The following is a 25526-nucleotide window of genomic DNA, read 5'->3' as shown; positions in this document are numbered from 1 at the left end:
GCCGCGCGCGTCACGCGCGGCCCAGAGCCGTCAGCTGCTTGCAGGGAAGAGGCCGGGAGGAGGCTTCCCAGCGCAATTCATCCTCCATTATCGTTGGGTAGAGATGAGCGCGGATCCGAACAAGAAAAGCGCACGGACGTTCCAGTGTCGCGATGTCCTTTGGGAGACGTTCGAGCAGATGGCGCGCGAGCTCGAGTGCTCCATCGACTACCTCATCAATGAGTCGATGAAGCAGTACGCGCGGCAGCGAAGCTACAGCCCGCGCACGCCGTTCCCGCCGCCCGCCAGGGGCGACGCGGTGCCCCCCTCCGGGCACATGGCGGTCCCGCACGCTCATCAGGCCAGCGCGCCACCTCCCCTCGCGACGCCCCAGCCGCCCGGGCTGGCGACGTCCGGCTCGGCGCCGCCCCTGGGAGGCTTGCAGCAGCAGCCGGCAGCCGGGATGCCCTACGGCGCCTCGGCGCCTGCGTATGGCGCGCCGTCGCCGCAGTACGGCGTGGCGCCCGTCGGGCCAGGGCCGACGCCGATCCCGGCGATCACGCCGCCTCCTCCGCCTCCGGGGCAGGTCCGTCCGGGCGCGCCGCCGCCGCCCCCGCCGCCCCCCGGCAGCAGCAACGCGGGCGGCAAGCGGCCCAGCCTGCCCGTGCCGCCGCCCGTCCCGGGTCGCGTCGGCGGCCCGCCGCCTCCGCCGACCAGCGTGACGCGCCTCGGCGCGCCGCCGCCGCTCCCGTCGCAGGCCACGAACCCCGGCGGGCGCCAGAGCCTCCCGGGCGCCTCGGTGAGCCGCTCGGGGCCGCCGCCGCCGCTGAGCAACGCCGCCGGTTACGCCTCGCCGATGGGACCGCCGGTGGCGCCGCCCCTCGCGCCCCCGCTGTCGCCGCCGCCGTATGTCGCTCCGCCGCAGGCCTCCAGCAGCGTGCCGGGTCCGCCGCCGATGGCCATGGGGATGCCGAATCAGGTCCCCGTCGGCCCGACGCTCGCCGCGTTCTACGCGGGGCAGCGGTTCGTGGTGAACAAGGATCGGTTCATCATCGGGCGCGGCAAGCAGTCGAGCGACCTGACGATCAAGGACCCGAACGTGTCGCGCCAGCACGCCATGGTCGAGTTCCTGAACGGCCAGTACTACATGGTCGACATGGGCTCGACGAACGGCGTCGAGTACAACGGCCAGCGCATCGCCCGGAAGGCCATCGTCGAGGGCGATCTCTTCCGGATCTGCGATCACGAAGTGCGCTTCTCCTACCGCTGAACCCGCCGACCGCGGGCGCGCAGGCGGGAGTTTGGCTGGAGCGCGGGCGAGGGCTTAGGATCTCGCCGCAGGATGACGAAGCGTGGAGGCGCCGAGGCCGGCTCGCAGGAACGGCGGCGCGGCGCGCTGCGACGAGCGCGCCGCGGCGCGCTGCGCGGCGGCGCCGCGGCGGTCGGTTTAGGCGTGGCGATCTGGGGCGGAGCGGTCCTCGCTTCGCAGCTGCCGCCGTGGGTCTCCGCGGGCGACACGCCGCTGCCGGCGTGGGTCAGGAGCGCGCGCGTGCTCAAGCGCGACCAGCCGCTGTTCGACGCCCCCGGCGAGGGCGCGCGCCGGCGCGGCTCCGTCGATCGCAACGTGCAGCTGCCCCTCTTTGCGGCCAGGCGCGCCGGCGGATGCCTCGGGCGCTGGCTCGAGGTGGGCGCCGCGGCCTGGGTCTGCGACGACGCCGTCGAGCTCTCCGCCGCGGGTCCGATCAGCCCGCTGGTGCGGACGTGGCGCGAGATGCCCGATGGGCTCCCTTACCGCTACTACTTCGTCGGCCCCGACGGGACCTTCGGCTATCGGCGGGCCGAGGCGGCCGACATCGACGCGCCGGACGCGCAGCTCGAGCCTGGCTTCGCGGTGGCGATCGTCGAGGAGCGGATCGAGGGAGGCGCCCGGTACGGCCGCACGAACAGCGGCTTCTGGTTGCCGATGCGAGATCTCGGTCCAGTGCGCGCGTTCGCGTTCCACGGGGTGGACGTCGCGCCGGGCGCCGCGCAGATCGCGACCGCGTGGGTCGTGTCGGAGCGGGCTCCGCTCTACACGCGGACGGGGGCGGGCTTCACGCGGACCGAGGAGAGCAAGGTGCGGTTCGAGGTGGTCCCCTACCTGGAGGAGGCGCAGGGCGCCTCGGGGAAGCTCGCGCGCATCGCGGAGGGCGACGTCGCGGCGTGGATCTCGACCCGCGATCTCCGGCGCCCCTCGGTGGCGCCGCCGCCCGAGGTCGACGTCGAGGCGGGTGAGCGCTGGATCGACGTCGAGCGCTCGACGCAGACGCTCGTGGCCTACGAAGGGCCTCGCCCCGTGTTCGCGACGCTCGTCTCGACCGGCAAGGGCGCGCCCGGGTCGCAGCGCGCCACGCCCGCCGGCACCTTCCGGATCTGGGCCAAGCTGCTCACCTCGGACATGGACAACCTCGAGGACGAGGCCGCCGAGCGGTACTACCGGATGGAGGACGTCCCCTACGTCCAGTACTTCTCGAAGGGGATCGGGCTGCACGGCGCGTTCTGGCATCGCTCGTTCGGTCAGGTGCGGAGCCATGGCTGCGTGAACCTGGCTCCGCTCGACGCGCAGCGGCTGTTCTGGTGGACGTCGCCCCGGCTCCCCGCCGGCTGGACGGCCGTCCTCCCGACGGCGCACGAGCCGGGCACCGTCGTGCGCGTGAGGTAGCGGCAGGCGCGAGGCCCGTCGGGGATAGCAGGGAGGGGGCGGGAAGGAGCAGCGGAGCCGGGCCCGGTAGGCGCGGCGAGCGCTGGCTCAGGGGGCGATCTTGCCCTGGAGGAAGAACGCGATGACCCAGGAGAGGAGCACGAGCGACTCGATGAGCGCCAGGCCGAGGATCATCGGGGTCTGGATCCGGGCAGCGGCGCCCGGGTTCCGGGAGATGCCCTCCAGGGCGGCGGCTGCCGCGCGCCCCTGGCCCATGGTGCCGCCGAGGGCAGCGATGCCGATCGCGAATCCGGCAGCGACGGCGAGCCACGAGTTCGCGTCGTACTTGTTCGACGCCGCGCCATCCTGCGCCAGCGCCATAGCGGGAACCAGTACCAGCGCAGTGCCGACAACGGCGGACAGCGACAGCTTGCTCTTCAGCGACATCCGAATCTGCTCCTTTCAAGCCACACAGCCCGCGGGGCTGCATGCGAAACATCTGCCTGGGTCGGGGGCCGCGGGGCGGTCCCCCATCGAGATCCGGGGATCGCTCCAGGGACCTCTGCTACTGCTCGGCAGGGGCCGCGCTTCCGCGATCCACCACCGTTGTGGGGCAACCCATCGACAGCGGGGCCCCTCTAATCCGATTTTCGAGGGCTGGCTAGCCTTCTCTTCACCTCCAGCGCCATTCTCCGCGGCGCCGGTGGGCGGCTGACCAGGCGGTCAGGCGAAGCGGTCAGTGGTGGTCTGCCTTCTCGGTCGCGAGCCCGATGTAGATGCAGCTCAGCAGGCAAAACACCAGCGTCTGCACGACGATGACGATGATCGCCAGGAACATCAGGGGCACCGGGACGAACAGCGCGACGAGCCCCAGGAAGATGCTCGCCACGAGGTGATCGACGCCGATGTTGAGCATGAGCCGGATCGAGAGCGTGACCGGGCGGACGCAGGTGGAGATGACCTCGATGGGGAAGATGAGCGGCGCCAGGTACCACTTCGGCCCGGCGAGGTGAGCGACGTAGCTCCAGCCGTTCTCCTTCAGCCCGTAGTAATTGAACAGGACGAACACCACGACCGCGCACCCGATCGTGATGTTCAGGTTCGAGGTCGGCGGGTTCACTCCCGGGATGAGCGCCGACGCGTTCGAGAAGAAGATGAACGCGGCCGAGCCCCCGATGAGCGGGAAGTACCGCTTCGCGTTCGCGGGCCCCATCACGTCCCGGGCCATCCCGTAGAAGTAACCGAAGAACGCCTCGAAGAACGTGCGCAGCGTGAGCTTGTCCTCCGGGATCACGGACTCGTTCAGGCGCCGGTACTGGCCGCGGACCTCGCTGGCGAGGAGCACGAACAGCACCATGATCAGAAGGCTCATGAAGATCGGCTCGGTCCCGCGGTAGTCCACGGTGTGGTGACCGATGAACGTCTTGCCGATGTTGCGAGCGTTCTCCCGGAGTCCGGGGAGCTGCGCCAGGAGGTACGTGAGGAACCCTGTGTGCTCAGGCATGGCTTTCGTCGTCGATGCGCCGCGCCGGCAGCCGCGCGGCAGTGCCGGCACGGCCGCGAGCGCTGGCGCGCCTTGTGGGAGTTCGCCCTCGATCGAGGGGCCTCGCCTCTACCACAACTCGTTTACGGTGGGCACCCTGCAGCGCTCCAAGTCTCCTCACGCCGCGCGGGTCGCTCCCGGAGGCCGGTTCCGGCAGGAGCTCAGCCGTGAGCGCCCGGCGGGCTTCCGTCCGCCGGGGGCTTCGGTCCGAACAGCGTCCCCAGGGTGATGCCGACGACGAGCGAGGCGTAGCCGACCATCAAGGCGACGCCCGAGACCACGTCGCTCTTCAGGAGGAGCCACACCCCGCCCATCAGGCCGAGCAGCTTGATCATCGCGATCAGCGTCCACGACACCGTGTGGCCCCGGCGCGAGAGGAACGCGTCGACGATGCGCGCGAAGACGTACAGGTTCACCGTCGCGATGGCGCCTCCGATGCACACGCCGAGCGCCGCGCGCGCGCCGTATGCGAGCAGCGCGGCCACCGACAGGACCGCGGCCGTGCCGGCGACCCAGCGGAGCACAGACCGCATGGTGGCGTCCCCGACGCCGGGCCGCTCCTCCGCGTCGGGCTCCTCGTGCGGCGGATCGCTGCCGGGCGCCCCCGGCCTTCGCTCAGCGCTCATCGTTCCCCTTCGCGTCCTGCAGCCCGTCGGGATCGCGGACCTCGTCGCTCGAGTCTGTCCGGCGGTCGTCGTCCGGCGCGCGCTCGTCCTGCCGCGCCTTCCGGTCGTCGAACCTCGGCGCAGGGTTCCCCTGCTCGCGCTCCTCGCGCTCGGCCACGGCCTGCATTTCCTTCCACGCCCGGAAGACCGCCTTGCCGGCGGCGCCGAGCCCGAAGAAGAACCAGAGCACCGAGAGGTACGGATCGGTCCCGAGCTTCCCGTCGAGCCAGCGGCCGATGAACAGGCCGACCAGGATGCACAGCACCACCTCGAGACCGACGGTCCCGTAGCTTCCGACGGCCTTCCAGTCCTGCTTCATCAGGGGATCCGATCACCGGGCAGTACGTGGGTGCCTCCGGTCGCGATTACAAGCGGTCCCGGACGGGGTCAACCGCCGTCCGGCGTCGCCGCTCGATCGGCACCCACCGCGCACCGCCTGTCGTCCTACCGTCGCGCGACCAGCGCCTCGAGCGAGGAACGCATCTCCCGCGCGGCCTTGCCGCGGTGGCTCACGAGGTTCTTCTCGGCCTCGCCGAGCTCGGCCATCGTCCGTCCGTAGCCCTCCACGACGAACAGCGGATCATATCCGAAGCCGCCCGCGCCCCCGGGCTGCCTGCCGATCCACCCCTCGCAGCGCCCTTCGGTCACGATGGGCTGCGCCTCGGACCGCGGATCGAGCAGCACCATCACGCAACGGAAGCGCGCCTGGCGCCGGTCGTCCGCGACGTCCGCGAGCGCCGCGAGCAGGGCCTCGTTGTTCTCCGCGTCGGTCGCGCCCTCCCTCGCGAAGCGGGCGGACCGGACGCCCGGTCGTCCGCCGAGCGCGTCCACCTCGAGCCCCGAGTCCTCGGCGAGCGTCACCATCGCCGACCGGAGCGCCCCGGCGCGCACCTTGAGGAGCGCGTTGTCCAGGAACGTCGCGCCGTCCTCGACCACCGGCGGCGCGCCCGGCAGCACATCCGCCAGCGAGAGCACCTCGATCGGGAGGTCGGAGAGCAACGAGCGCAGCTCCACGAGCTTTCCTCGGTTGGAGGTCGCGGCGAGCAGGCGCAGCGGCTCTCGGCTCACGCGACCCTCCAGCGATCCGTCTGGAAGAGCGCGGAGAGGTCGACGCCGGCGCTCGACAGCGCCCGGTGCTGCGCGCTCGCGAGCGACGCCACGCCCGCGAGCGCGAGGTCGGTCATGCGATCGAGCTCCGCCCGGGGGATGGCCTCGTCCTCGGCCGTCGCCTGGACCTCGACGATCGAGCCGACCGCCGTCGCCACGACGTTCATGTCGACGCGCGCCGAGCTGTCCTCGGTGTAGACGAGGTCGAGCGCGAGCCCGCCCGGGAGGTGGCCCACGCTGATCGCCGCCACCTGATCGCGGAGCACCGGCGCCTCGAGCGATCCGGCCGCGCGCATCCGGTCGAGCGCCAGCGCGAGCGCCACGAAGCCGGCGGTGATCGACGCGGTCCTCGTGCCCCCGTCCGCCTCGAGGACGTCGCAGTCGATCGCGATCGTCTGCTCGCCGAGCTGCTTGAGATCGATCGCCGCCCGGAGCGCGCGGCCGATGAGCCGCTGGATCTCCTGCGTGCGCCCGCTCGGGGCCTTGCCCCGCCCGTCGCGCGGCTCCCTGCGGGCTGGGCTCGATCGCGGGTGCATCTGGTACTCGGCCGTGAGCCAGCCCGCGCCCTTGCCCATCATCCAGGCGGGCACGGTGGGCTCGACCGACGCCGTGCAGAGCACGACCGTCCTCCCGGCGCGGTAGAGGACGGATCCCTCTGCGTTGCGGTGGAACCCGAGGATCATCTCCACGGGGCGGTGGACATCGAGGGCGCGGCCGTCAGGGCGATTCACGGGGCCGCCTTAGCACACTTCGCGCGTCGCGCGGGCTCGCCTCGCGGCGGCGCGCGGCGGCCTCGCGCCGCTACATCCCGAACCAGGGACCCGGATCGATCACCTCGGCGCCGCGCCTCAGCTCGAAGTAGAGGTTCGCGCCGTTCGGTCCGCTCGCGACCGTGCCCACCCGCGCCCCGCCCGGGAGCTGATCGCCGGCGCGCACGTCCGCGGCGCCGAGGTTCGCGTACACCGAGTAGAGCCGCTCGCCGTGATCGACGATCACGGTGAGCCCGTAGTCCGCGTAGGTGTCGGCGAAGGCCACCCGCCCCGCGGCCACGCTGCGGACCGGCGCGCCGTCCAGCGCGGTGAGCTCGACGCCAGGGCCGCCGGCGCCGCGGCGCGACACCTTGCGCACCTCCGCGCGGCCGGCGATCGGGAAGGGGAGCCGCCCCATGAGCGAGCGGAAGCCGGCGCGGCGATCGAGCTCGGCGGGCCCGGTGTCCGCGCCGTAGATCGCGAGGTAGTCGGGGCGCACGCTCGTCTCGAACGCGCGCGAGAACGCGGCGCGGCGCTCCTCCTCCTGGGCCAGCGCGACCCGGGCGCGGTTCATCGCCTCGCGGTGCACCTCGAGGGGCGCGCGCTCCGCTCCGAGGTGCGTGAGCCGGTCCGCGAGCTCGGCGCTGCGCCGGGTCAGCTCCGCCTCGCGGGCGAGGTCGCGCTCGAGGGCGAGCCGGGTGCGCTCCACGCGGGCGGCGTGGTCCACCAGCGCGTCGAACCCGCCGCCCACCGGGAGGAAGCCGGCGCGGACGTGGCGGTAGTACGCGCGCCCGCGCGCGATCATCCGGCGGCGGGTGAGCTCCAGCGCGGGGCCGATCGTGTCGAGCTCCGCGCGCAGCGCCTTCTCCTCGGCGTCGAGCTTCGCGAGCAGGCGATCGAGATCGTTCTCGGCCAGCGCGGAGCCCGGGCGCGCCGCCGGGGCCGGGGCCCTGGCCGCCCAGGCGGACGTGGGCGCCGGGGCGCCCGGCGCAGGCACCTCGGCGCCGCTCGTCGCGGCGCCGGTGAGGAGCGCCAGCGCGAGCGGCGCGAGCCGGATGCGGCGCCTCACACGGCCACCATCTTGCGCAGCGTGAGCAGCGCGGTCGTGGCGCCGAGCGCGGCCCCGAGGGTGACCATCCCGAACGCGACCTCCCACGGCAGGAACGACGGCGAGACGCCGAGCAGGTTGGCGAGCTCGTGATCGAAGCGGCCGCGCACTATCATGAACAGGGCGCCCAGCATGAGCAGCGCGCCGGCCGCGCCCGCGGCGCCCTGCGTGGCGCCCTCGACGATGAACGGCCGGCGCACGAAGCCGTCGGTCGCGCCGACCAGCTTCAGCACCTCGACCTCGATCTTCCGGCGATGCAAGAGCAGGCGCATCGTCGAGCCGATGACGCTCACGACGGCGCAGAGGACGATCGCGGCGAGGCACGCGCTCGCGGCGACGCCGCCGCTGAGGAGGGACGACAGCCGCTCCGTCCAGCGCTGGTACGTCTCCACCGTGTCCACGGCCGGCAGGGCGCGCAGCTTCACCGTCATCGAGGCGAGCGCCTCGTCGGAGACCTCCTCGGTGAAGCCGACCTCGAGCGACGCGGGGAACGCGCTCGGCGGAAGCGCGGCGAGGGCCTTGTCGCCGTCGTCGTGCACCACCTCGCGGCGCGCCTCGGCGCTCGTCACGAGCCGCACCTTCCTGACGCCCTCGGTGCCCTCGAGCGCGCGGGTGAGCTCTGCGGTCTGCGCCTCGGTCGCGCTGTCGCGCAGGTAGACCGTGGCGCGGCCGGCGCGCGACCAGCGATCGCGCACCGCCACGAGGTTCGTGACCACGAGGAGGGCCGACGCGAGGCAGACGAACGCGACCGCGAGCGAGAAGATCGACAGCGCCTGCAGCCGCCAATCGCTCCTCCCTGCCCGCCAGGTGCGAAGCCATCTCCGCCGATCGTCACGCTCGCTGGTCTGCATCCGGTTCCCTCTATCCGTCTCGTGAGGCGGAGCCCTCGGCGCTACGCCGCGCCGCGCACGCCGCTATCCATCTCGTCCTCGTCGCCGTCCGCGAGCTCGCCGCCGGACCCGAGGCCGTGCGGTACGTCGGTCGCCTTCCCGTCGTCGAGCACGACCACGCGCCGGGGGCGCACGTCGAGCAGCGTCCGATCGTGCGTCGCGAACAGGACGGTCGTGCCGGTCTCGTGGATGTCCTCGAACAGGCCGAGCAGGTCAATCGCGAGCTGCGGGTCGAGGTTGCCGGTCGGCTCGTCCGCGAGGATCAGCGTCGGCTCTCCGACGATCGCCCGCGCGATCGAGACGCGCTGCTGCTCGCCGCCGCTCAGCACCTGCGCTCGGTCGCCGCCGCGCCCCGCCAGGCCGACGCGCTCGAGCGCCTCGCCGACCCGGGTCCGGAGCAGGCGCGACGGGAGGCCGAGCACCTCCAGCGTGATGGCCACGTTGTCGAACACGGTCCAGCTCGGGACCAGCTTGAAATCCTGGAAGACGAAGCCGATGTTGCGCCGGAGCGCGGGGATCGACGCGTCGGTCAGGCGCGCGATGTCCCGGCCGAGGAAGAGGATCCGGCCATCGTCGACGCGCTCGGTGCGGTGCACGAGGCGGAGGAGCGTGCTCTTGCCCGAGCCGCTCGGGCCCGTGATGAACACGAACTCGCCGCGCTCGATCGAGAGCGACATCCCGCGCAGCACCGGCTGATCGGCGCGGTACGACTTGTAGACGTCCTCGAAGACGAGGATCGGCCGGCGCGCGGCGGACGCGTCGTAGCGGTGTCCGGGCCGGAGCGCCGGACGAAATGAGCCTTGCAGAGGGGGCGCCGCCATCGGAGCCTTCACCTATCAGCCTGCTCGCACACGGAAAACTTTTCGGCCGACGCTCGGGCGAGCGCCCTCTGCGGGTCGCCTTTTTTGGCCTCCCGCTGGCGGCGTTGCTGCTCCACGGCGACGGTCACGACATCGCCCTCGCCGCGATCAGCCGCGCAGACGCGGTGGGGCTCCGCCGGGCCCGCCGGCTCTTCGGCTCGCGCCTCCTGCTGCGTCCCGACGTCGAGCGCCCGGAGCTCGCGTCGCGCATCGAGGCGCTCGCGCCCGATCTCCTGGTGAGCTGGTTCTGGACCACGCGCCTGCCGATGTCGCTCGTGAGGGCGGCGCGGCTCGGCGGGATCGGCGTGCACCCCTCGCTGCTCCCTCGTCATCGCGGGCCGGACCCCACGTACTGGGCGATCGCCTCGGGAGACGCCGAGAGCGGCGTCACGGCGCACCGGATCGAGGCGGAGTACGACACCGGCGACATCCTGGAACAGGAGAGGTTCCCCATCGATCCGGGGTGGACCGCGTGGCAGCTCGCCCGGGCGCTCGACCGGCCGAGCCTCCGGGTCCTGCGGCGCACGGTCGACCGGTTCGCGCGCGGCGAGGAGGTGGCGGGTGTCGCCCAGGATCCGGCGCTCGCGACGCAGGCACCTGCGCCGGACGACGAGGCGTGCGCCATCTGCTGGTCCTGGCCGACGGAGCGCGTCCTCCGGCACGTCCGCGCCCTCGCGCCGGCTCCGGGCGCGTGGACCGAGATCGAGGGCGCCTGCGTCATCGTCCTGCGGGCCGCGCCGGCGGCGAGCTTCCCCGAAGCGCTTGCGCCCGGCGAGGCGGTGGTCGAGGGCGGGATGGTCCTGGTGCGGACCGGCGACACGGCCGTCGCGCTGCTGGAGGGGGAGATCGACGGAGAGCCGGCGTCGGTGGGTGAGCTCGCGGCCCTCGTGGCGTCGGGGGCGTCGCGCGGGTGACCGCCGGCAGGGGGGCGCTTGGCGGCCGGCCGCGTCGCCGGCGGGGTCGCCTGGCCGGCTCGCGGCCATCGAATCCTGAACCTATGGGCGCGCGACCGCGTAGGATGCGCCCTTCGGAGGATTCATGTCGGAACCCGCGCAGCTTGCGAAAAGCGCCCGCGAACTGCTCGCCGCGGCGCTCAATGCGCTCCAGTCGAACGGGGGGGTGTCGCCTGAGATCGAGGCGCTCGCCGAGCCGATAGCGCAGGCGATGGGCATCATGCACCGCATCGAGCGCTCCGGGGGTCAGGCCCTCGACGGCAGCGAGATCGCGCTCGGCCATGTGCGCGACGTCCTGAACCGTCTGCAGAGGATCACCGCGGCTGATCCGGTGGTGGACGTGCTGATGGAGCACGTCGCCTCCTCGCTGAGCAAGGTCAACGCGCTGAGCAGGGCGCAGGTCGCTGGCGCCTCCGCGCAGGCGCGTGCGCCCGTAGCGGCGGCCGCGCCAGCGCCGGTAGCGCCAGCGCCCGTAGCGGCGGCCGCGCCAGCGCCGGTAGCGCCAGCGCCCGTAGCGGCGGCCGCGCCAGCGCCCGTAGCGCGTGCGCCCGTGGCGGTGGCCGCGCCAGCGCCGGTTGCGCCTGTGCCCGCGCCAGCGCCGCTCGTGCCTGCACCTGCAGCGATGGCTGCGCCAGCGCCGTTCGCGCCTGCACCTGCAGCGGTGGCCGCGCCCGCGCCGTTCGCGCCTGTGCCCGCGGTGGCCGTGTCTGCGCCCCTCCAGCACACGCTCCCTTCGCCGCAGCAGCCGGGGCGTGCGCCGGCGCCCGCCTCGCCCGCTTACCCCGCCGCGTCGCACCCGGTTGCGGACCCACGCGGCGCGCCGCCGCCCCAGGCCGTGCCGCAGCCCGTCGACCACCGCATGCACGCGGCGGTCGTCGATGTCGAGCTCGGCGCTCTGACACCGTCGAATTTTTACAAGGGACTGGCAGGCAACGACGTCATCGAGCACGGGGGCATCTTCGTCGCGACCTACAAGATCCCGCCGACGGGCTCCGTCGTGACCCTGCGTGTCCGCCTGCCTGGCAACTACGAGTTCACCGCGCAGGCCGCGGTCCGGTGGACGCGCGAGGCAGGCGGCTCGAGGGACTCGGCCGAGCCAGGCTTCGGCGCCCGGATCACGCAGATCTCGGCGGAGGGCCGGCAGCTCGTGTCCCGGTTCACGCGCAACAGGGAGCCGCTCTTCTACGACGACCTCTGAGGTCGCCACGCCGCCTCGATCGTGGTGAACTCTTCTCCCGCGCGCGCCGGCTCGCGAGCGAGCCGGCCGCTCCACCGCGCAGCGTCCGTCCTCTCCGCCGTCGCCCTCACGGCGCTGCTGCTCCTCGCGCCGCGGCCGGCCCGGGCGACGGGCGACCCCGATCTCGCCTTCTGGACGTTCGAGACCGCCCACTTCCGCGTGCACCATCCGCAGGGCCTCGAGCCCATCGCGGCGCGCATCGCCTCGCTCGCCGAGACGATCTACGGGCGCGTCGAGGATGCGCTCGGCTACGCCCCGAAGGGCCGCACGGAGATCCTGATCACCGACGACTCCGAGATAGCGAACGGGTCGGCCGGCACGCTCCCCTTCAACTCGATCCACCTCCTCGCATCCGGTCCGGACGACCTGTCGACGCTCGGCGACTACGACGACTGGTACCTCGATCTCCTCACGCACGAGTTCACGCACATCGCGCACATCGATAACACCTCGGGGATCCCGGCGATCCTGAACGCGATCGTGGGCAAGACGTTCTCGCCGAACCAGGTGCAGCCGCGGTGGATCATCGAGGGGCTCGCCGTGGTGAGCGAGAGCCACCACTCGAGTGGTGGCCGGATGCGCTCGAGCATGTTCGACATGTACCTGCGCGCCGACGTGCTCGAGAACAACATCGCGGGGCTCGATCAGATCTCGAGCTCCGCGTTCCGCTGGCCTCAAGGGAACCTCTGGTATCTCTATGGATCGAGGTTCCTGGGCTGGATCATCGACGTCTACGGGCCCAACACGATGCGCGCCGTCTCCGCCGACTACGGGGCGTCGCTCCTCCCGTGGGGGATCAACCGCGCCATCCGCCGCGTGACCGGCAGGACCTACGTCGAGCTGTACGAGGGCTGGAAGGACCACCTCCGCCGGCTCTACAGAGAGCAGATGGCGGCCGTCGAGGCGCGCGGGCTCCGCGAGGGCGCGCGGCTCACCTACCACGGGCGCACCGTGCTCTACCCGCGGTTCGTCCCGCCCGCCGCGCGCCGGACCGCTGCAGACGAGATCGTCTACTTCCGCGACGACGGCGGGGAGCGCCCCGGTATCTACCGCGTCTCCCTCGCCGCGCCCGCGCCCGGGAGCGAGCGCCACGAAGCGCTGGTCGCGCGCACCAACGCGCCCTCGCGACCGGCGTTCACGCCGGCAGGTGACCTGATCTTCACGGCGCTCCTGCCGTGGCGCAACCACTACTACCGAAACGATCTGGTCTTGCTCCCGCGCGGCGAGGCGGCGCCCGACGGCGACGAGCCCTGGCGGCGCCGGTTGACGCTCGGCCTCCGATCCTCGGCCCCGGACGTCAGCCCGACCGGAGATCTCGTCGCCTTCTCCCTCAACAGCAAGGGCACCCGCTACCTGGAGATCGCGCGGCTCTCCAGGGATGGCGCCCTGTCCGAGCGGCGCGATCTCGTCCCGAGCGCCCGCTTCGAGCAGGCCTACTCCCCGTCGTTCTCGCCCGACGGCAAGCGCCTCGCGTACAGCGTCTGGACCGCGGGCGGCTATCGCGACATCCGCGTGGTGGACGTCGCCACCGGCAGCTTCCGACAGGTGACCCGCGATCGCGCGACCGACATGAACCCCGTCTGGTCGCCCGACGGCGAGACGCTCTATTTCACCTCCGATCGCACCGGCATCCACAACGTCTACGCCCACGACGTCTCGTCCGGCGCGTTGCGCCAGGTCACGAACGTGAGACTCGGCGCCTTGCACCCGGCGATCAGCCCCGATGGCAAGACGCTTGTCTATGTTGGATATACCTCTCGGGGCCACGACCTCTTCGCCATGCCGCTCGATCCGGCGCGCTTCCTCCCGGCGCCGCCGCCCCCGGGCGATCGCCCCGATCCCGCCACCGAGCCTTCGGCGGTGCGGCTCGAGCGCGTCCCTTACAACCCGCTTCCCACGCTCGCGCCGCGCGCGATCACGCTCGACTACGCGCCCGGGAGCTATGGCTCGAACGCGCTCACGGTGAGCGTGACCGGCACCGACATCGTCGGTCGCCACGCGATCTTCGGCGAGCTCACCGTGCAGCCGGACGCGCCGGCCCCGAACGTCCTGCTCGGGTACAACTACGGCCGGCTGCCTGTCGACCTCGGCGTCCGCGCGTACCACAACATCTCGCCGCGCGGCGGCTACCGCCTCAACGGCCGAAACGTCGTCTACGACGAGCGAACGATCGGGATCTCCGCGGGCATCAGCTATCCGATCCGCGGCGAGTTCTCGCGGCATACCCTGAGCGCGTCGTTCGGCAGCGCCGCGTTCAAGGGGCAGCTCCCCATCGGCGACAAGCTCGACCCGTACGCGCCCCGGACCATCCTCCCGCCGCGGGGCACCCTGAACCTCGCGCACCTCGGCTACGCATTCTCGAACGCCGAGGGCTCGCTCGACGCCGCCGGCGCGCCGCGCGGGGTGTCGCTGAGCGCTGGGCTCGATTACGCCGGCCCGGAGACGGGCAGCAGCTATACGACCTACGCGTTCTCGACGGGCCTCACCGCCTACGTCGCCATGCCCTGGTCAGGCGATCACACCCTCGCGTTTCGCGTCGCCGGGGCGGTGTCTGGCGGCAACTTCCCCCGGGGCGCCAGCTATGGCGTGGGCGGGTACGATCTCGAGAACCTCACCCTCGTCGACACATTGCTCACCGGGGTCACGAATAGCGCGTTCACGCTCCGTGGCTACGCGCCGGGCGCGATGTTCGGCCGCTCGTATTTCTCGCAGACGTTCGAGTACCGCGTGCCCGTCCTGCAACCTGACCGCGGCCTCGTGACGCTGCCGATCTACCTGCGCCGCATCGACGCGAGCCTCTTCCTCGACCACGGCGGCGCATTCAACCGCTTCGAGATGGACGACCTCGCCCTCTTCACGCAGAAGAGCCTGCTCTACTCGCCCCAGCTGCACGCCTCGGTCGGCGGCGAGCTGTGGCTGAGCTTGAGCATCGGGTACGTCCTCTCCTCGCAGCTGCGCTTCGGGTACGCCTATGGCCTGAGCGATCTCGCGATCCCCGGCGGTCAGTTCTACTTCGTCGCGACGAACTCGTTCTGAGCGCCGCGCGCCTGCTGGAAATTTTGCCCGCGCCGACCCCTTCGCCCAGGGTGCTCGGCATGCGCCGCGTCCTCCTCGCCCTGAGCCTCTTGCCCCTCGCCAGCTGCGGCATCGCCCCGAGCACGTCGCAGCGCCTCACCGAAGCGGCGCTCGAGATGAACACGGCTGCCCGGTTCGGCCGCATGGATGTCGCGCTCGAGCGCGTCGGCTCGAACGCGCGCCAGGATTTCATGAATCGTCACGCCGGGTGGGGCACCCGCCTCCGGGTCGTCGACGTGGAGTTCGGCGGCTTCGAGATGACCCAGCGCGAGGAAGCCGAGGTCTACCTCGACGTCCTCTGGCTGCGGAACGACGAGGCCACGGTCCGCAGCACCCGGGTGGCGCAGCGCTGGCGCGACGAACGGGGCCATTGGGAGCTTATCGGCGAGGAGCGAAGGGAGGGCGACACTGGGCTCCTCGGCGAGCCCCCGCCCAAGGAGCCCCAGCCCACGCAGAATGGGGCTGGCGATTCGGCGAGCGCGACCGGCATGGGTCGGCAGCCCGGCCTGAGCCTCCACACGCGAGTGATTCGCGACGAGTGAGCGCCGCCGCTGCGAGGTGTGCGGCCGCGCGCCGGGGGGCGCGCCGGGCCGAGCACAACGCCGGCGTGCGAGGCCTGGGTGAGCGACGGGATCGCAACAGCGCGGCGATGCGACGGGTGGCGCGTGGTGCGCGGCGCGCGGTCGAACGACCGCGCCTCGCGCCCCATCAAGCAGCCGGCGAAGGGCTCGCAGGAGCGGCGCTCTTGGGAGCGCGGGGCTTCTTGGCCTTGCCAGCGACCTCCGTCGGGGCCTTCGCCAGCTTGCTGCGCTTGGCGCGCTCCTTCTTGGCAGCCTGCGCCTTGCGGCGCCTCATCTTCATCGACTGGCGGCGATCGCGCTTGCCCATCTGCTTCAATCTCCTCACGGTCGGGGGCGCGGCATCATGACGACAGCTCGCCAGGCGAGCCCCATCCTGCACCGGTGGATGGCCTACCGCGGGGCCCCTCAAAGGGAGCGGGACTGTGCCCAAGAGCGAATGGAAGCGCAAGGGGCAATGCGCGCGGAGATGCAGTTCTCGTGCTAGACGAGTGTGCAGTGCATCGCGCCGCCGTGAGGCGTTGACCTCCGCCTCCCCGCGCGGTCACGTCAGAGGCGCGTGGTCACATCAGAGGCGCGCGCTCGTTCTGAAGGATCCGAAGAATCCGCACCGCCTGGGTCGCACCTGGCAGGGCTCAGCCGCCGACCGCGCCGTCCAGCGCGACTTCGCGGCCGCGCACCTCGAGGCGGTACCTGGAGTTCACGGTCTCTATGTAGAAGACTTCGCGCCCGGCGAGGCGCAACACGCGCTTGACCGGCGTCGTGACATATTCATGCATTCCGTCGGAGAACTCGATGACGATGACCGAGCCTTTCCGTGGTGCACGGACGAGCCGGCCAACGACTGCGCGTGATCCCCGGCCGAGCTTGCGGAGCACAACCTGCACAACAGAGATGCTAGCACGCGGATCTCGGCCGAGCACAAGCTGCACAAGCAGCACCTCTCGCAACTAGGTCCCACCCTGGCCCAGGGTGTCCGGCTGCATCGGAGCGGTCCGGACCTTCGCGCCGCGGACGGCGAGCCGGCGGGAGGGGTCGCCCCCCGGGCGGAAAGTTTCCATGAATCGATCGCCGCCGCGGCGTGTACGATGAGCCTGCACACCTGTCGGCCACCAGGCAGGCACACCGGTCCGTGACGCACCGTCATCGCCGGATCCTGGTGAGGGCGGAAATCACGACGAACGATTTCGGCCTTACGGAGGCCTCGTGAAGGTTGCGCGGTGGTCTCCCTGACGGGCCGACAATGCGCTGGCGTCGTCGGCCGAGGGAACCTCGCCGGGGGCACGGTGCCGCGTTCAGGTGCATCTGCGCAGCGCGGCGCCGCGATCGGCCTGGCGCGCTGCGGCTCGGCGGCTCGTCAGCCCCGCGTCAGCGGCGGAGCGCCGTCGCGCCTGTCCGGTTGTTCCGATCGCTCACGCCGGGCGCGCCCTTGTCGGCGAAGTAGGTGCGGAGCATGTCGCATGCGACGTTCGTCGCCTTCACCCGCCATTTCGCGCCGTTGGCGACCATCACGGAGATGGCGACCTCGGGCTTGCGGCTCGGCGCGAACCCGACGAACCAGGTGTAGAACGGCCCCTCGGGCGTCGGCTTCGTGAGCGTCCCCGTCTTGCCCGCGACGCGGATATCCGGGAGGTAGGGGCGGCCGTTGCGATCATGGAACGAACGGTAGCTCGTGCCGTTATCCACCGTCGCCTCCATCATCGCGGTCACCGCGTTGGCCGTGCTCTCGTCCATCACCCGCTTGAGCACCTGGCGCTCGCTCGGGCCCTGGTAGATGTCGCCGATCTCGTCCTTGACGCTCGACACGACGTGGAGCCGGATCATCTCGCCGCCATTGGCGAGCGTGGTCGCCAGGTTCGCCCCCTGGAACGGCGACAGCGTCGTGTTCCAGAAGCCCGCCGCGGTCCGCGCGAAGCCGAGATCGTCTTCCGGGAGCGCGATCGTGCTCGTCGCGACCTTCACGTCGAACGGCGTGTCCTGACCCCAGCCGAGCTTCTCGGCCACGGCGCCGAGCTTCTCGCGGTCGAGGTTCTTCGCGGCGAGCCGCGCGAACACCGTGTTGATGCTCCGGCCCATCGCCTGCGCGAGCGTCGCGCAGTACTTGTCGCGGCGCTTGTTGTCGACCATGTCCGCCGGCCGGATCGAGTGCTCGCCGCCCGAATAACACTGCTTGGTATTCGGGCTCAGGCCCGCCTCGACGAGGGCGGTGCCGGTCACGACCTTGAAGACGCTCGCCGACGGCGCGGTGGCCTCTGCAGCGACGTCGTGCATCGCCCCCTCGTTCACGTAGCTCGCCCAGACCAGCACCTTCCCGGTGCGGATATCGGTCATGACGACCGCGCCCTCCGGGACCTGGCCTGCCCGCAGGAAGCCGAGCGCCGCCCGCTGGTACATCGGGTCGATGGTCAGCTCCGCGACACGGTCGCCGTGCGCCGGCGCCGTGGGCGGGGTCCTCCGGTCGTCGATGCGCGTCAGATCGAGGTCCGTGAGCGGCGGCGGCGTCACGGTCCGCGTGATCGTCGGGCCCCCGGCGGTCGTCTTCTTGGCGAGCAGCCCCCCGAGCTGGACGTCGTGCTCGCGCAGCATGGGGAGGGTCACGGCCACGAGCCCCACGGCTGCACCGACGGCGATCCACTGACGCATGTCGCGCATGGCCCGACGGGTACCCCGCCGCGCTGTCCTGGGCCAAAATTGAGGCGCGCGACCTCGCCGGCGGGGCTCCCGCGCTGCCGGCGCGCCGCGGATCGTTGGAGGACAAAAGGATGAGGGGGCGCGGCCGGGACGCCGGCCGCGGCGGGGCGAGGGCGCGTCAGAACGACATGCCGAGCCTGGCGCCGAGCTCGTGCAGCGCATGCGCGTCCGGATCGGCGGGCGTCACCGTATTGCCGGGCACCCGGAGGAGGTTCTCGCTGGAGCCGCTGCCGGGCGTCAGGTAGGCGCTGTAATTCACGCCGAGCCGTATGTTTTTCGTGTACCAGTAGTTCGCGGCGAGGCCGATCTGCATGACGTTGAGATCGGTGCCCGGCCCCCCCTCGGCGCCCGGCGTCTTCTCGTCGTACGCACCCCCGCGGGACGCGCCGTCGTACGTCGCGTTGATCCCCGCGAGGAGCGCCGCCACCTCGAGCCCCGACTTCGGCTTCTCGAGCTCCTTCGACAGATCGACCTTCGTGGGGCGCGGGCTGAACCCTGGATCGCCGCTGACGAAGGCGTCGCCGACCGGCCACGCCGAGAGCTGCACGTACCAGCCGAGCCCCTTCACCTGCCCGAGCCGTTCGGTGTTGGTGAGCTGAAAGCCCTCCACCGCCTCGCGCGTCTCGTTCGCGACGTAGTACGCCTCGGCCCGGAGCTCGACCATCTTGATGGGCAGCCGGAGCTCGCCGCCGATCGCGGCCTGCGAGGCCGACGGGATGACGTGGATCGGGCGCTTCAGCGAGTCCGTGTAGCCGGCGCCCCAGAGCGTGTAGCCCTGCGCCGTCCTGATGGGCGCATAGTCGTAGCCCACGTACTCCTGGTCGCGGTCGCCGTAGCGCGCGCTGACGCCGATCTGCGCCTTCGCGAGCAACCCCTTCTTGTCGCTGGCGAACGGGCGCGCGACCACGCGGCCGATGAAATCGAACTGGCTGTCGACGCCCGGCCGGTTCTGCCCGTCGCCGCCGACCATGCTGACGCCGTAGACGACCATCCTGTCGGCGACGTCGCCCCAGATCGTCAGGCCGATGTCCTTGCCCTCGGGGTAGGCGAAGCTCCGGGTCGCGATGTTGCGCTCCATGAACGTCGTGCTGTTGTCGCTCGTCTGGTTATCCATCGAGAAGAACGCCTGGTGTTGCCCGAACAGGAAGTTGAGCGCGGGCATGACCGAGTAGTTGATCCAGGCGTCGGCGAGCACGGCGTTCGCGGTGGTGCTCTCGACGGGCGCGAAGCGCGCGCTCTCGGCCGTCGGCGTTTGCCCGGCCGCAGCGGCGGCGTTCTCGGTCCGGCCGTTGGCGTTCGCGAGCCCCTGGCCGCCGAAGTCGACGTCGACATCGAAGGAAAACCTCTTCAGGAACTCGCCGGCCACCTCGAGCCGCGCGCGGCGGATGAAGAGGCGCGGCTTGAGCGCGCTCCCACCGCCCGCCGCCGACACGTCCGACACGCCGGCGCCGAAGCTGCTGGCGAAGTCGAAGTTCAGCCTCCCCTTCGGGTAGAGCCGGAAGGTGTCGTTCGCGTCCCGGAGGAAGAAGCCGCCGTGCCAGCCGGCGAGCGGCTGCCGCTCTTCTTTCACGACGGCGGCACCGGCGGTCGGCGCGAACACCTGCGCAGGCGGAGGAGGCGGCGGCGCGGCGGTCGGTGCCGCTCCAGGGGGCGGGGGCGGCGGCAGCTGCTCTGCGGGCGGCGCCGCGTCGGGCGGCGGTGCGGGCGTCGGAGCGGCAGCGGCAGCGGGCGGAACCGCGCCGGCAGGAGCCGCCGGGGCAGCGGCCGGAGGCGGCGGCGGGGCAGGTTGCGCTGGGCCCTGGGGTCCAGGCTGTGCTAGCGCCGAAAGGCCCGACAGCGTAACAGTCATGCCCAGCAGCGCCGATGTAGCTAACCTCATGCAGTTCTCCCTGTGTGCGGCTCGCCCGCTCGCCGGATCTCGCATGCACTGCGACGCGAAATTATGACCAGGACGTTACGATTCTGTGTAGGCCCTACGGCGAGCGAGCGCGACATTCGAGCGAGAGGTGAGCCGCGTCAAGGTCCTGCGCATGGAGTGGCGGCACGTGCCGGCGACGGAGCGCCGGGGCAGAGGCGGGGAAGGATCACGGGATGACGACCAGCGTGCGGATCACGGCGGATGTCGAGGTGCTCGACAACAGCACCTTGGTGGCCCTCGCCGGGCCGGGGAACGAGCATCTCAAGCTCATCGCGCGCACTCTTGGCATCGAGTCGGGCGTTCGAGGCAACACGATCCGGCTCGCCGGGGACGCCGACAAGGTCGCGCTCGCCGAGCGGTGCCTGGCAGAGGCCGCGCAGATGTTGAGGAGCGGCGTGGTCCTCGATCCCCAGGACTACGTGCGCGGAGTGCAGGCGCTCCGGGACGACCCGGGGATGAGCTTGCGGGAGCTGTTCGAGGACGTCGTCCTCATCTCGGCGCGCCGCCGGCCTATCTCGGCGAAGGGGCTGGCGCAGAAGCGCTACATCCAGGCGATCCGATCGCACGACATGACGTTCGGCATCGGGCCGGCGGGGACGGGCAAGACCTACCTCGCGATGGCCATGGCGGTGCACGCGCTGCTCGAGCGCCGCGTGAAGCGGATCATCCTGACCCGTCCTGCCGTCGAGGCGGGAGAGCGGCTCGGCTTCCTCCCCGGCGATCTCGCCGAGAAGGTGAATCCTTACCTGCGCCCGCTCTACGACGCGCTCCATGACATGATGGATGCGGACAAGGCGCAAGGCCTCGTGACGCGCGGTCAGATCGAGGTCGCGCCGCTGGCCTTCATGCGCGGCCGCACGCTCAACGATTGCTTCGTCATCCTCGACGAGGCGCAGAACGCGACGAGCGACCAGATGCGCATGTTCCTCACCCGCCTCGGCTACGCCTCCCGCGCCGTGGTGACGGGCGACGTCACGCAGGTCGATCTCCCGCACGGCGCGCGCAGCGGCCTCGCGGAGGCGCGCGAGCTGCTCGCGGGGATCGACGGGATTGCGATCTGCTCGTTCACCGAGGTCGACGTCGTGCGCCACCCGCTCGTGCAGCGGATCATCGTGGCGTACGAGCAACGGGACGCCGAGGTGGCGCGCCAGCGCGAGGAGCGGCGGGCGGAGGCGGGTCGCGGCGGCGCGCGCGGCAGTGCAGCGGGAGAGGCCGGGGCTGCGCCGCAGGAGCCGCAGGGCCGCGCGCCAGCAGGCGAGCCGGGAGGAGCCGGCGCAGCGAGCTGACGCGCGACGCAGCCGGGCGAGACGCCGGCGTCGACGTCTCGCTCGGCTGCGCTGATCATTTCTTCTTCAGCTCAATGGGGGACTCGCGCACCAGGAGGGCATCGGGCCCGGTCACCCGGATCCTGCCGTGGACGACGTTCTCCTTCAGCTCGCCGACCAGGACGCCGGTCATCGCGTTCGGCGCGCGCGGATCGTCGGGGAAGACCGATGCGCGGACCATGCCGTCCTCGACCTTTCCCACGAGCGTCGCGTCGCCGAGCGCTCCCTTCGCGGTGCCCTTCAGCTCACCGCTCGGCTCGATGGTCAGCGTCACCGTCCCAGGGCCGGTGACCTGCTTCCCGTCGTCCTTCTGGCGCGCGGCGTCCTTGACCTTCGGGGGCATCACGACGCTGCCTTTCTTGGCGTCGTAGCGCCCCTCCCATGTCCCTTGCCATGCGGGCGTGCCCTTCGGCTCGCCCGCGTCTCCCGGCGCGCTTGCGCTCGGGGGCTCTGCGGCGGCCGAGCTGGCCGCGGGCGGCGCGAGCCCCGCGCTCGGCTGAGGCGGCGGGGGCGCGGGCCGCTCCGGCTCGCTCGGGCGAGGCGGGCCCTCCTCGCATGCCGCGAGGACGATGGCGAAGGACAGGAAGAGCGCGGGGGCAACGCCGCGCGCCCGGCGAGCTCGTGTTCCGATGGCGTTCACGTGGACGCTTTTATTACGAGCCGGGCTGGCCGTCGCGTCGATTTGACGTGCCCGCGCCGCGGCCCGGACCAGCGCGCGGCGCCCGCGGATCAGGAGGCCCTGCGGAACGCGAGGGTCCAGTGCCGGTCGCTCGTCATCCGCGCGCATTCGGGGGGAATCCGGAGCGAGCGCAGCACCTCACGCACCTCGTCGAGCGAGAGCGCCGCGCGCAGCGACGCGTCGAAGAGGGCTCGCTGGTACGCCGTGTCGTTCGCTGCGTACATGTCGACGAGGGCGGCGATCGACGCCTCGTCTTCCGGACGGACCAGGTCCCGCACGAACAGGAGCCCGCCGGGCTGGAGGACGCGGAGCATCTCGCGCAGCACCTGCGCTGGCTCCGGGACGTGGTGGACGATGCTGTTCGAGAGCACGGCTGAAAATGTCTCATCCGGTTCGGGCAGCGCCTTGGCATCCACGAGCGCGAGCGCGATGGCCTCGGTGAGCCCGGCCTGCTCGACATGGCGGCGCCCGAGTTCGAGCATCGCCGCGGAGAGATCGATCGCCTTGATCCGCGCGGCGGGGGCGCGCCTGCAAAGCTCGATGGGCAACAGGCACGTCCCTGTGCCGACGTCGAGGGCGTATGCGAGACCGGGGTTGTGGGAGAGGAGCGCGTCGCAGAACGCCGTGTTCACGGCGGCGTGGTCCATGCTGTCGTAGGCCCGCGCGTCCTCGTCGGTATCCATGACCTCTGGCTCGAGCACGCGCACCAGTGACATGCGCGCATCCTTCTCCGCGGCCGAGGCGCGTGTCAACCGATTGTCGGCGGCTGGTCAATCTCGGCCGCCGGTCGGACGGAGGTCGAGCGGGGGCGGGGTGGATCCTGGGCGTCGTAGATATGGACAGGAAGGCGTTTGAAGAAGTCGAGACGGAGCCGGCCGGCTCCCCGCCTCGTCCTCCTCCCATTGGAGCAGGCGCCAATGTCGTAGAGGACGTGCCCTCGGGGCGGACGCGCGGACTCGCGCTCGCGAGCGCGGGGGCCGAAGGCTGAGCTCTCTCGGAAAGGCTCGATCGGAGAGGCCGAAGACGACGATGAGCGCGCCTCCGCGCTCCGCTATGTAACGAGGTGTCTTGCGGGATGAGCCTGAGCCGCGCGTACACACCGGTCCGCCGGACACGACGGCCCTCAGGCGCCTACCCAGCGGGAGCCGCGGGCGGCGGCCGCGCGCGTGATGTTGAGAGCGGCACTGCGGGGCCCGAGCGCGCCTCCGGCGGCGAGACCGGCGCAGAGTCGTCATTTCGAAGAGCTCGGCGGGTTGGCGCGCGATCGGGCGGTCAGCGTGGGTCCGCGAAATCCCCGGCGTGATGAGCGGATGTCGTGTCGAGAGCTCGACCCGGACTCCCCGCCCCGCCGGCGCTCATAGTGAAGCGTCCGTGCTGCGCCCCACCCGCCGAGCGGGGCATCCTATCACGCCTCCGCATAGGTCAGTCGTGCGCCCGGGGCGTGCAATGTAGCCACGCGCCGGCCGCCTGTGTGGGGTCGCCAGGCGGTCGCACCCTGCGTGAGGCGCTTCAATGATTGGGGGCGGGGAGGCTCGCGCCGGGTCGCTGCACCTCGCGGATGTGCGCGCGCCCGCATTGCCGCCCGTGACGGGCGCGGCCCCGAGGCGCGGGGTTGCTCGGTTCTCGGACGGTGCTTACCTGACCAGACCCGAGCACCCGAGACACGCAATGCCGCGGTGCATCGTCAAGGGGGCCGAGAGAGGATTGGCGCGGCCTCGAGGCCGTCCCGCGCGGGGGAGGGGTCTCGGCCATCAATCGACGCTGGCGGGGGTTTCATCGCTCGGCGCCTGTCGAGCAAAGCAGCCCAGCCGTTCGGGGCCGTCCCGTCCAATGAGCTCTCCGATTGAGCCCGCCCGCAGCGCCTATTGAAAGAAAAGACGGCCCTCTATCCTCAATTCGCTTGACCAGGCAAGTGGCAACGGCATAGTCGTATCCAACCGCCGAGCTGGATTCGGCGACGAGGGAGAGCACATGGCAACGGACGCCTTTTCACAGCAGATTGTAAACCTCGTGCGGAAAATGCCGGACGAGGCGATCCTCGCGCTCGTCAAGAATCAGCTGGGCGCCGTGACAGGGGAAGCGCCGTTGGTTCCTCCTGCGGCGCCGCGCCGCAGCCGCGCGCGCGCCCGCGCTGCTGGAGCGGTCCAGTCCAAAACGTCTTCCGTCGCGGCCAAGCGCGGCGCCGCGCCGAAGCGTCGGCCTGGTCGCCCGCGCAAGTCGCCGGCCGCCTCGGCGGAGCGTCAGGAGACGCTGGATGCCGTCGAGCGTGTGGTCAAAGCGAGCTCTGGCGTCAGCGCGAGCGAGGTGGCGAAGCAGGCGGGTATCCCGCAGACCCGCGCCGCCGCCGCGCTGAAGGAGCTGAAGCTGGAGAAGCGGATTTTCCAAGGCGGCGACCGTCGCTTCGCCCGCTATGCAGGCGACGCGAAGACCGCCGAGCAGGCGAGCGCGAACGCGCGCAAGACCGCGGCTGGGCCTGCGCCCGTCGTGAAGAAGCCGAGCGTCAAGGGGCGCAAGCGCGTCTCTCCGGCTGCCGCTCCTCCGAAGTAGGTCTGGGGACCACCGCGCACGTCAGCATCAGATGGGATGCAAGCTGTGCTGACGCGCTGCGTTTGGAATGACTATCCCGTTCGAGACGGAGCTCAGGGCGGGCTCCAGGTGAGCCCGCCATCATCGGAGGCCGCGACGTACCAGCCGCGGCGCGATGTCCCGGTGACGTCCGCTTGGAGGAGCATCAAGAGTCGATTTCCGAACGAGAGGAGGGTTCCGAGCTCGATACGGCCGCGCTCGCCTGTGCCTTCGCCGATCATCCTGGGGACGTCGTAGATCTTGCCCACTTCCGGCGATAGCGCGATATAGAGCCCCCATCGCGCTGCCGCGCGGGAAGTCAGCACTGCGGTGACGCCTTCGCGTGTGGGCGCCAGGGCGATAGACCGTTCATGCGGCTCCAGCCAGGGGCGAAAGGGCGGTTTCTCGGCGATGACGCAGGTGCCTTGGAGGGTGCACGTCGCGAGCGTGGGCTCTCCGGTTGTAGGCGTCATGACTTCGACCATGATCCGATCGGCTGCGCAGCCGACCGACGCTCCAGGCGGAGCTTTCGCCGGGAGCTTCAGCACGGCTGTCTGGGCAGCGGAGACGGCGACCACGGCGGTCTTGTCGGGCGGCTGAGGAACGAGCTGGATCGACCAGCCGGCGAAGTCGCATGCTGGTGTCGTGGAGAGCGCGGCGATAGCCGCTGGGTTCATCGCGAGTCCCTCGACGCTCTTCGGTGCGTCGAGCGGCTTCCCCGGCGCGGGGACGGGCCGCACGAGGAGGTTGCGCCCGCGCACCGACAGGAGCATCGGTGGGCGGCCATAAGGCACGGGCAGCGCTTGTTCCTGCGTGGGGAGCGGGACGGGAGGCACCGGCTGGGCGCCCGCCGGCCCCGCATAGACGAGGGTCGCGTGCCGAGGCTTGGGCTCCACGAGCAGCGCGGCGCTCTCGGCGGAGAGC

Annotated in this window: 24 protein-coding genes; 8 read left to right on the top strand and 16 right to left on the bottom strand. The window is 71.6% G+C overall.

Translation table 11 applies throughout. The features are described from left to right. The first annotated feature begins 103 nt into the window (after positions 1–103). The gene (locus WME73_RS44260; RefSeq protein WP_437913495.1) at positions 104–1249 is read left to right on the top strand and encodes an FHA domain-containing protein; all 1146 of its coding nucleotides are present in this window, start codon (positions 104–106) and stop codon (positions 1247–1249) included. Between the two features lie 72 nt (positions 1250–1321). Beyond that, on the top strand, positions 1322–2680 hold the full coding sequence (locus WME73_RS44255) for a L,D-transpeptidase (RefSeq protein WP_437742288.1): 1359 nt from the start codon (positions 1322–1324) through the stop codon (positions 2678–2680). 87 nt (positions 2681–2767) lie between these two features. Here the strand turns inward: WME73_RS44255 and WME73_RS44250 are convergent, their stop codons facing one another. The 9 genes from WME73_RS44250 to WME73_RS44210 form a co-directional block, all read right to left on the bottom strand. Then, a complete protein-coding gene (locus WME73_RS44250) occupies positions 2768–3106 on the bottom strand; it encodes an ATP synthase F0 subunit C (protein ID WP_012240589.1) in 339 nt (112 codons plus the stop codon). A 289-nt stretch (positions 3107–3395) separates the two neighbouring features. After that, the gene (gene atpB, locus WME73_RS44245) at positions 3396–4163 is read right to left on the bottom strand and encodes a F0F1 ATP synthase subunit A (protein WP_012240588.1); all 768 of its coding nucleotides are present in this window, start codon (positions 4161–4163) and stop codon (positions 3396–3398) included. Positions 4164–4363: 200 nt separating this feature from the next. After that, positions 4364–4828, bottom strand: a complete 465-nt coding sequence (locus WME73_RS44240; protein ID WP_437742286.1) for an ATP synthase subunit I — start codon at positions 4826–4828, stop codon at positions 4364–4366. Beyond that, positions 4818–5186, bottom strand: a complete 369-nt coding sequence (locus WME73_RS44235; protein ID WP_437742285.1) for an AtpZ/AtpI family protein — start codon at positions 5184–5186, stop codon at positions 4818–4820. The genes WME73_RS44240 and WME73_RS44235 overlap by 11 nt, the downstream gene beginning before the upstream one ends. A gap of 125 nt (positions 5187–5311) precedes the next feature. Further along, complete coding sequence (rdgB, locus tag WME73_RS44230) at positions 5312–5935, bottom strand: RdgB/HAM1 family non-canonical purine NTP pyrophosphatase (protein WP_437913494.1); 624 nt, start codon at positions 5933–5935, stop codon at positions 5312–5314. After that, on the bottom strand, positions 5932–6705 hold the full coding sequence (gene rph / locus WME73_RS44225) for a ribonuclease PH (RefSeq protein WP_437527822.1): 774 nt from the start codon (positions 6703–6705) through the stop codon (positions 5932–5934). The genes rdgB and rph overlap by 4 nt, the downstream gene beginning before the upstream one ends. Positions 6706–6775: 70 nt before the next feature. Continuing rightward, the gene (locus tag WME73_RS44220) at positions 6776–7792 is read right to left on the bottom strand and encodes a murein hydrolase activator EnvC family protein (protein ID WP_437742283.1); all 1017 of its coding nucleotides are present in this window, start codon (positions 7790–7792) and stop codon (positions 6776–6778) included. Next, entirely contained in the window at positions 7789–8682 is an 894-nt protein-coding gene (locus WME73_RS44215; protein ID WP_437913493.1) for a cell division protein FtsX, read from the bottom strand. Before WME73_RS44215 ends, WME73_RS44220 begins: the two co-directional genes overlap by 4 nt. A 41-nt stretch (positions 8683–8723) precedes the next feature. Then, positions 8724–9542 (bottom strand): cell division ATP-binding protein FtsE, encoded by an 819-nt coding sequence (locus tag WME73_RS44210; protein WP_012240581.1) that lies wholly within the window; start codon positions 9540–9542, stop codon positions 8724–8726. 104 nt (positions 9543–9646) lie between these two features. Between WME73_RS44210 and WME73_RS44205 the strand changes: the two genes are divergently transcribed. The 4 genes from WME73_RS44205 (at position 9647) to WME73_RS44190 (ending at position 15388) form a co-directional block, all read left to right on the top strand. Beyond that, positions 9647–10495, top strand: coding sequence for a methionyl-tRNA formyltransferase (locus tag WME73_RS44205; RefSeq protein ID WP_437913492.1), 849 nt, complete (start codon positions 9647–9649; stop codon positions 10493–10495). A 124-nt stretch (positions 10496–10619) separates the two neighbouring features. Next, complete coding sequence (locus tag WME73_RS44200) at positions 10620–11732, top strand: hypothetical protein (protein WP_437913491.1); 1113 nt, start codon at positions 10620–10622, stop codon at positions 11730–11732. A gap of 24 nt (positions 11733–11756) precedes the next feature. Then, a complete protein-coding gene (locus tag WME73_RS44195) occupies positions 11757–14807 on the top strand; it encodes a BamA/TamA family outer membrane protein (protein WP_437913490.1) in 3051 nt (1016 codons plus the stop codon). Between the two features lie 59 nt (positions 14808–14866). Next, positions 14867–15388 (top strand): hypothetical protein, encoded by a 522-nt coding sequence (locus WME73_RS44190; RefSeq protein ID WP_437742278.1) that lies wholly within the window; start codon positions 14867–14869, stop codon positions 15386–15388. Between the two features lie 166 nt (positions 15389–15554). On the opposite strand, the gene WME73_RS44185 is transcribed toward WME73_RS44190, so the two are convergent. The 4 genes from WME73_RS44185 to WME73_RS44170 all read right to left on the bottom strand — a co-directional run bounded on the left by WME73_RS44185 (position 15555) and on the right by WME73_RS44170 (position 19685). Further along, positions 15555–15734, bottom strand: coding sequence for a hypothetical protein (locus tag WME73_RS44185; RefSeq protein WP_272102111.1), 180 nt, complete (start codon positions 15732–15734; stop codon positions 15555–15557). 325 nt (positions 15735–16059) lie between these two features. Further along, a complete protein-coding gene (locus WME73_RS44180; RefSeq protein ID WP_129354294.1) occupies positions 16060–16311 on the bottom strand; it encodes a hypothetical protein in 252 nt (83 codons plus the stop codon). A 481-nt stretch (positions 16312–16792) separates the two neighbouring features. Next, positions 16793–18076 carry a penicillin-binding transpeptidase domain-containing protein gene (locus WME73_RS44175; protein WP_437913489.1) on the bottom strand — a complete coding sequence of 428 codons (1284 nt, stop codon included), beginning with the start codon at positions 18074–18076 and terminating at the stop codon, positions 16793–16795. Between the two features lie 157 nt (positions 18077–18233). Continuing rightward, the gene (locus tag WME73_RS44170; RefSeq protein WP_437742276.1) at positions 18234–19685 is read right to left on the bottom strand and encodes a porin; all 1452 of its coding nucleotides are present in this window, start codon (positions 19683–19685) and stop codon (positions 18234–18236) included. 521 nt (positions 19686–20206) lie between these two features. On the opposite strand from WME73_RS44170, the gene WME73_RS44165 reads away from it, so the two are divergent. Further along, positions 20207–21319 carry a PhoH family protein gene (locus WME73_RS44165; protein WP_437742275.1) on the top strand — a complete coding sequence of 371 codons (1113 nt, stop codon included), beginning with the start codon at positions 20207–20209 and terminating at the stop codon, positions 21317–21319. A 55-nt stretch (positions 21320–21374) separates the two neighbouring features. On the opposite strand, the gene WME73_RS44160 is transcribed toward WME73_RS44165, so the two are convergent. Further along, a complete protein-coding gene (locus WME73_RS44160) occupies positions 21375–21998 on the bottom strand; it encodes a hypothetical protein (protein ID WP_437742274.1) in 624 nt (207 codons plus the stop codon). A gap of 89 nt (positions 21999–22087) precedes the next feature. Next, on the bottom strand, positions 22088–22753 hold the full coding sequence (locus WME73_RS44155; RefSeq protein ID WP_437913488.1) for a class I SAM-dependent methyltransferase: 666 nt from the start codon (positions 22751–22753) through the stop codon (positions 22088–22090). A 1255-nt stretch (positions 22754–24008) separates the two neighbouring features. On the opposite strand from WME73_RS44155, the gene WME73_RS44150 reads away from it, so the two are divergent. After that, positions 24009–24584 carry a hypothetical protein gene (locus WME73_RS44150; RefSeq protein WP_437742272.1) on the top strand — a complete coding sequence of 192 codons (576 nt, stop codon included), beginning with the start codon at positions 24009–24011 and terminating at the stop codon, positions 24582–24584. A gap of 92 nt (positions 24585–24676) precedes the next feature. Here WME73_RS44150 and WME73_RS44145 read toward each other — a convergent pair whose 3' ends face one another. Continuing rightward, positions 24677–25375: a hypothetical protein gene (locus WME73_RS44145; RefSeq protein ID WP_437742271.1), complete on the bottom strand. Its 699-nt coding sequence runs from the start codon at positions 25373–25375 to the stop codon at positions 24677–24679. Positions 25376–25526: the final 151 nt, after the last annotated feature.

Source organism: Sorangium sp. So ce302 (genome assembly GCF_051530145.1).
Classification (GTDB): domain Bacteria; phylum Myxococcota_A; class Polyangia; order Polyangiales; family Polyangiaceae; genus Sorangium; species Sorangium cellulosum_B.
This window is presented reverse-complemented; position numbering and strand designations above follow the sequence as displayed.

What these genes read in the sequence shown, in the direction of transcription:
- WME73_RS44165 (WP_437742275.1), top strand. Translation starts at nt 20,207, where the DNA reads ATGACGACCAGCGTGCGGATCACGGCGGATGTCGAGGTGCTCGACAAC.
- WME73_RS44240 (WP_437742286.1), bottom strand. Translation starts at nt 4,828, where the DNA reads ATGAGCGCTGAGCGAAGGCCGGGGGCGCCCGGCAGCGATCCGCCGCAC.
- WME73_RS44255 (WP_437742288.1), top strand. Translation starts at nt 1,322, where the DNA reads ATGACGAAGCGTGGAGGCGCCGAGGCCGGCTCGCAGGAACGGCGGCGC.
- WME73_RS44145 (WP_437742271.1), bottom strand. Translation starts at nt 25,375, where the DNA reads ATGCTCCTGTCGGTGCGCGGGCGCAACCTCCTCGTGCGGCCCGTCCCC.
- WME73_RS44210 (WP_012240581.1), bottom strand. Translation starts at nt 9,542, where the DNA reads ATGGCGGCGCCCCCTCTGCAAGGCTCATTTCGTCCGGCGCTCCGGCCC.
- WME73_RS44190 (WP_437742278.1), top strand. Translation starts at nt 14,867, where the DNA reads ATGCGCCGCGTCCTCCTCGCCCTGAGCCTCTTGCCCCTCGCCAGCTGC.
- WME73_RS44185 (WP_272102111.1), bottom strand. Translation starts at nt 15,734, where the DNA reads ATGGGCAAGCGCGATCGCCGCCAGTCGATGAAGATGAGGCGCCGCAAG.
- WME73_RS44260 (WP_437913495.1), top strand. Translation starts at nt 104, where the DNA reads ATGAGCGCGGATCCGAACAAGAAAAGCGCACGGACGTTCCAGTGTCGC.
- WME73_RS44215 (WP_437913493.1), bottom strand. Translation starts at nt 8,682, where the DNA reads ATGCAGACCAGCGAGCGTGACGATCGGCGGAGATGGCTTCGCACCTGG.
- WME73_RS44250 (WP_012240589.1), bottom strand. Translation starts at nt 3,106, where the DNA reads ATGTCGCTGAAGAGCAAGCTGTCGCTGTCCGCCGTTGTCGGCACTGCG.
- WME73_RS44200 (WP_437913491.1), top strand. Translation starts at nt 10,620, where the DNA reads ATGTCGGAACCCGCGCAGCTTGCGAAAAGCGCCCGCGAACTGCTCGCC.
- WME73_RS44235 (WP_437742285.1), bottom strand. Translation starts at nt 5,186, where the DNA reads ATGAAGCAGGACTGGAAGGCCGTCGGAAGCTACGGGACCGTCGGTCTC.
- WME73_RS44150 (WP_437742272.1), top strand. Translation starts at nt 24,009, where the DNA reads ATGGCAACGGACGCCTTTTCACAGCAGATTGTAAACCTCGTGCGGAAA.
- WME73_RS44175 (WP_437913489.1), bottom strand. Translation starts at nt 18,076, where the DNA reads ATGCGCGACATGCGTCAGTGGATCGCCGTCGGTGCAGCCGTGGGGCTC.
- WME73_RS44155 (WP_437913488.1), bottom strand. Translation starts at nt 22,753, where the DNA reads ATGTCACTGGTGCGCGTGCTCGAGCCAGAGGTCATGGATACCGACGAG.
- atpB (WP_012240588.1), bottom strand. Translation starts at nt 4,163, where the DNA reads ATGCCTGAGCACACAGGGTTCCTCACGTACCTCCTGGCGCAGCTCCCC.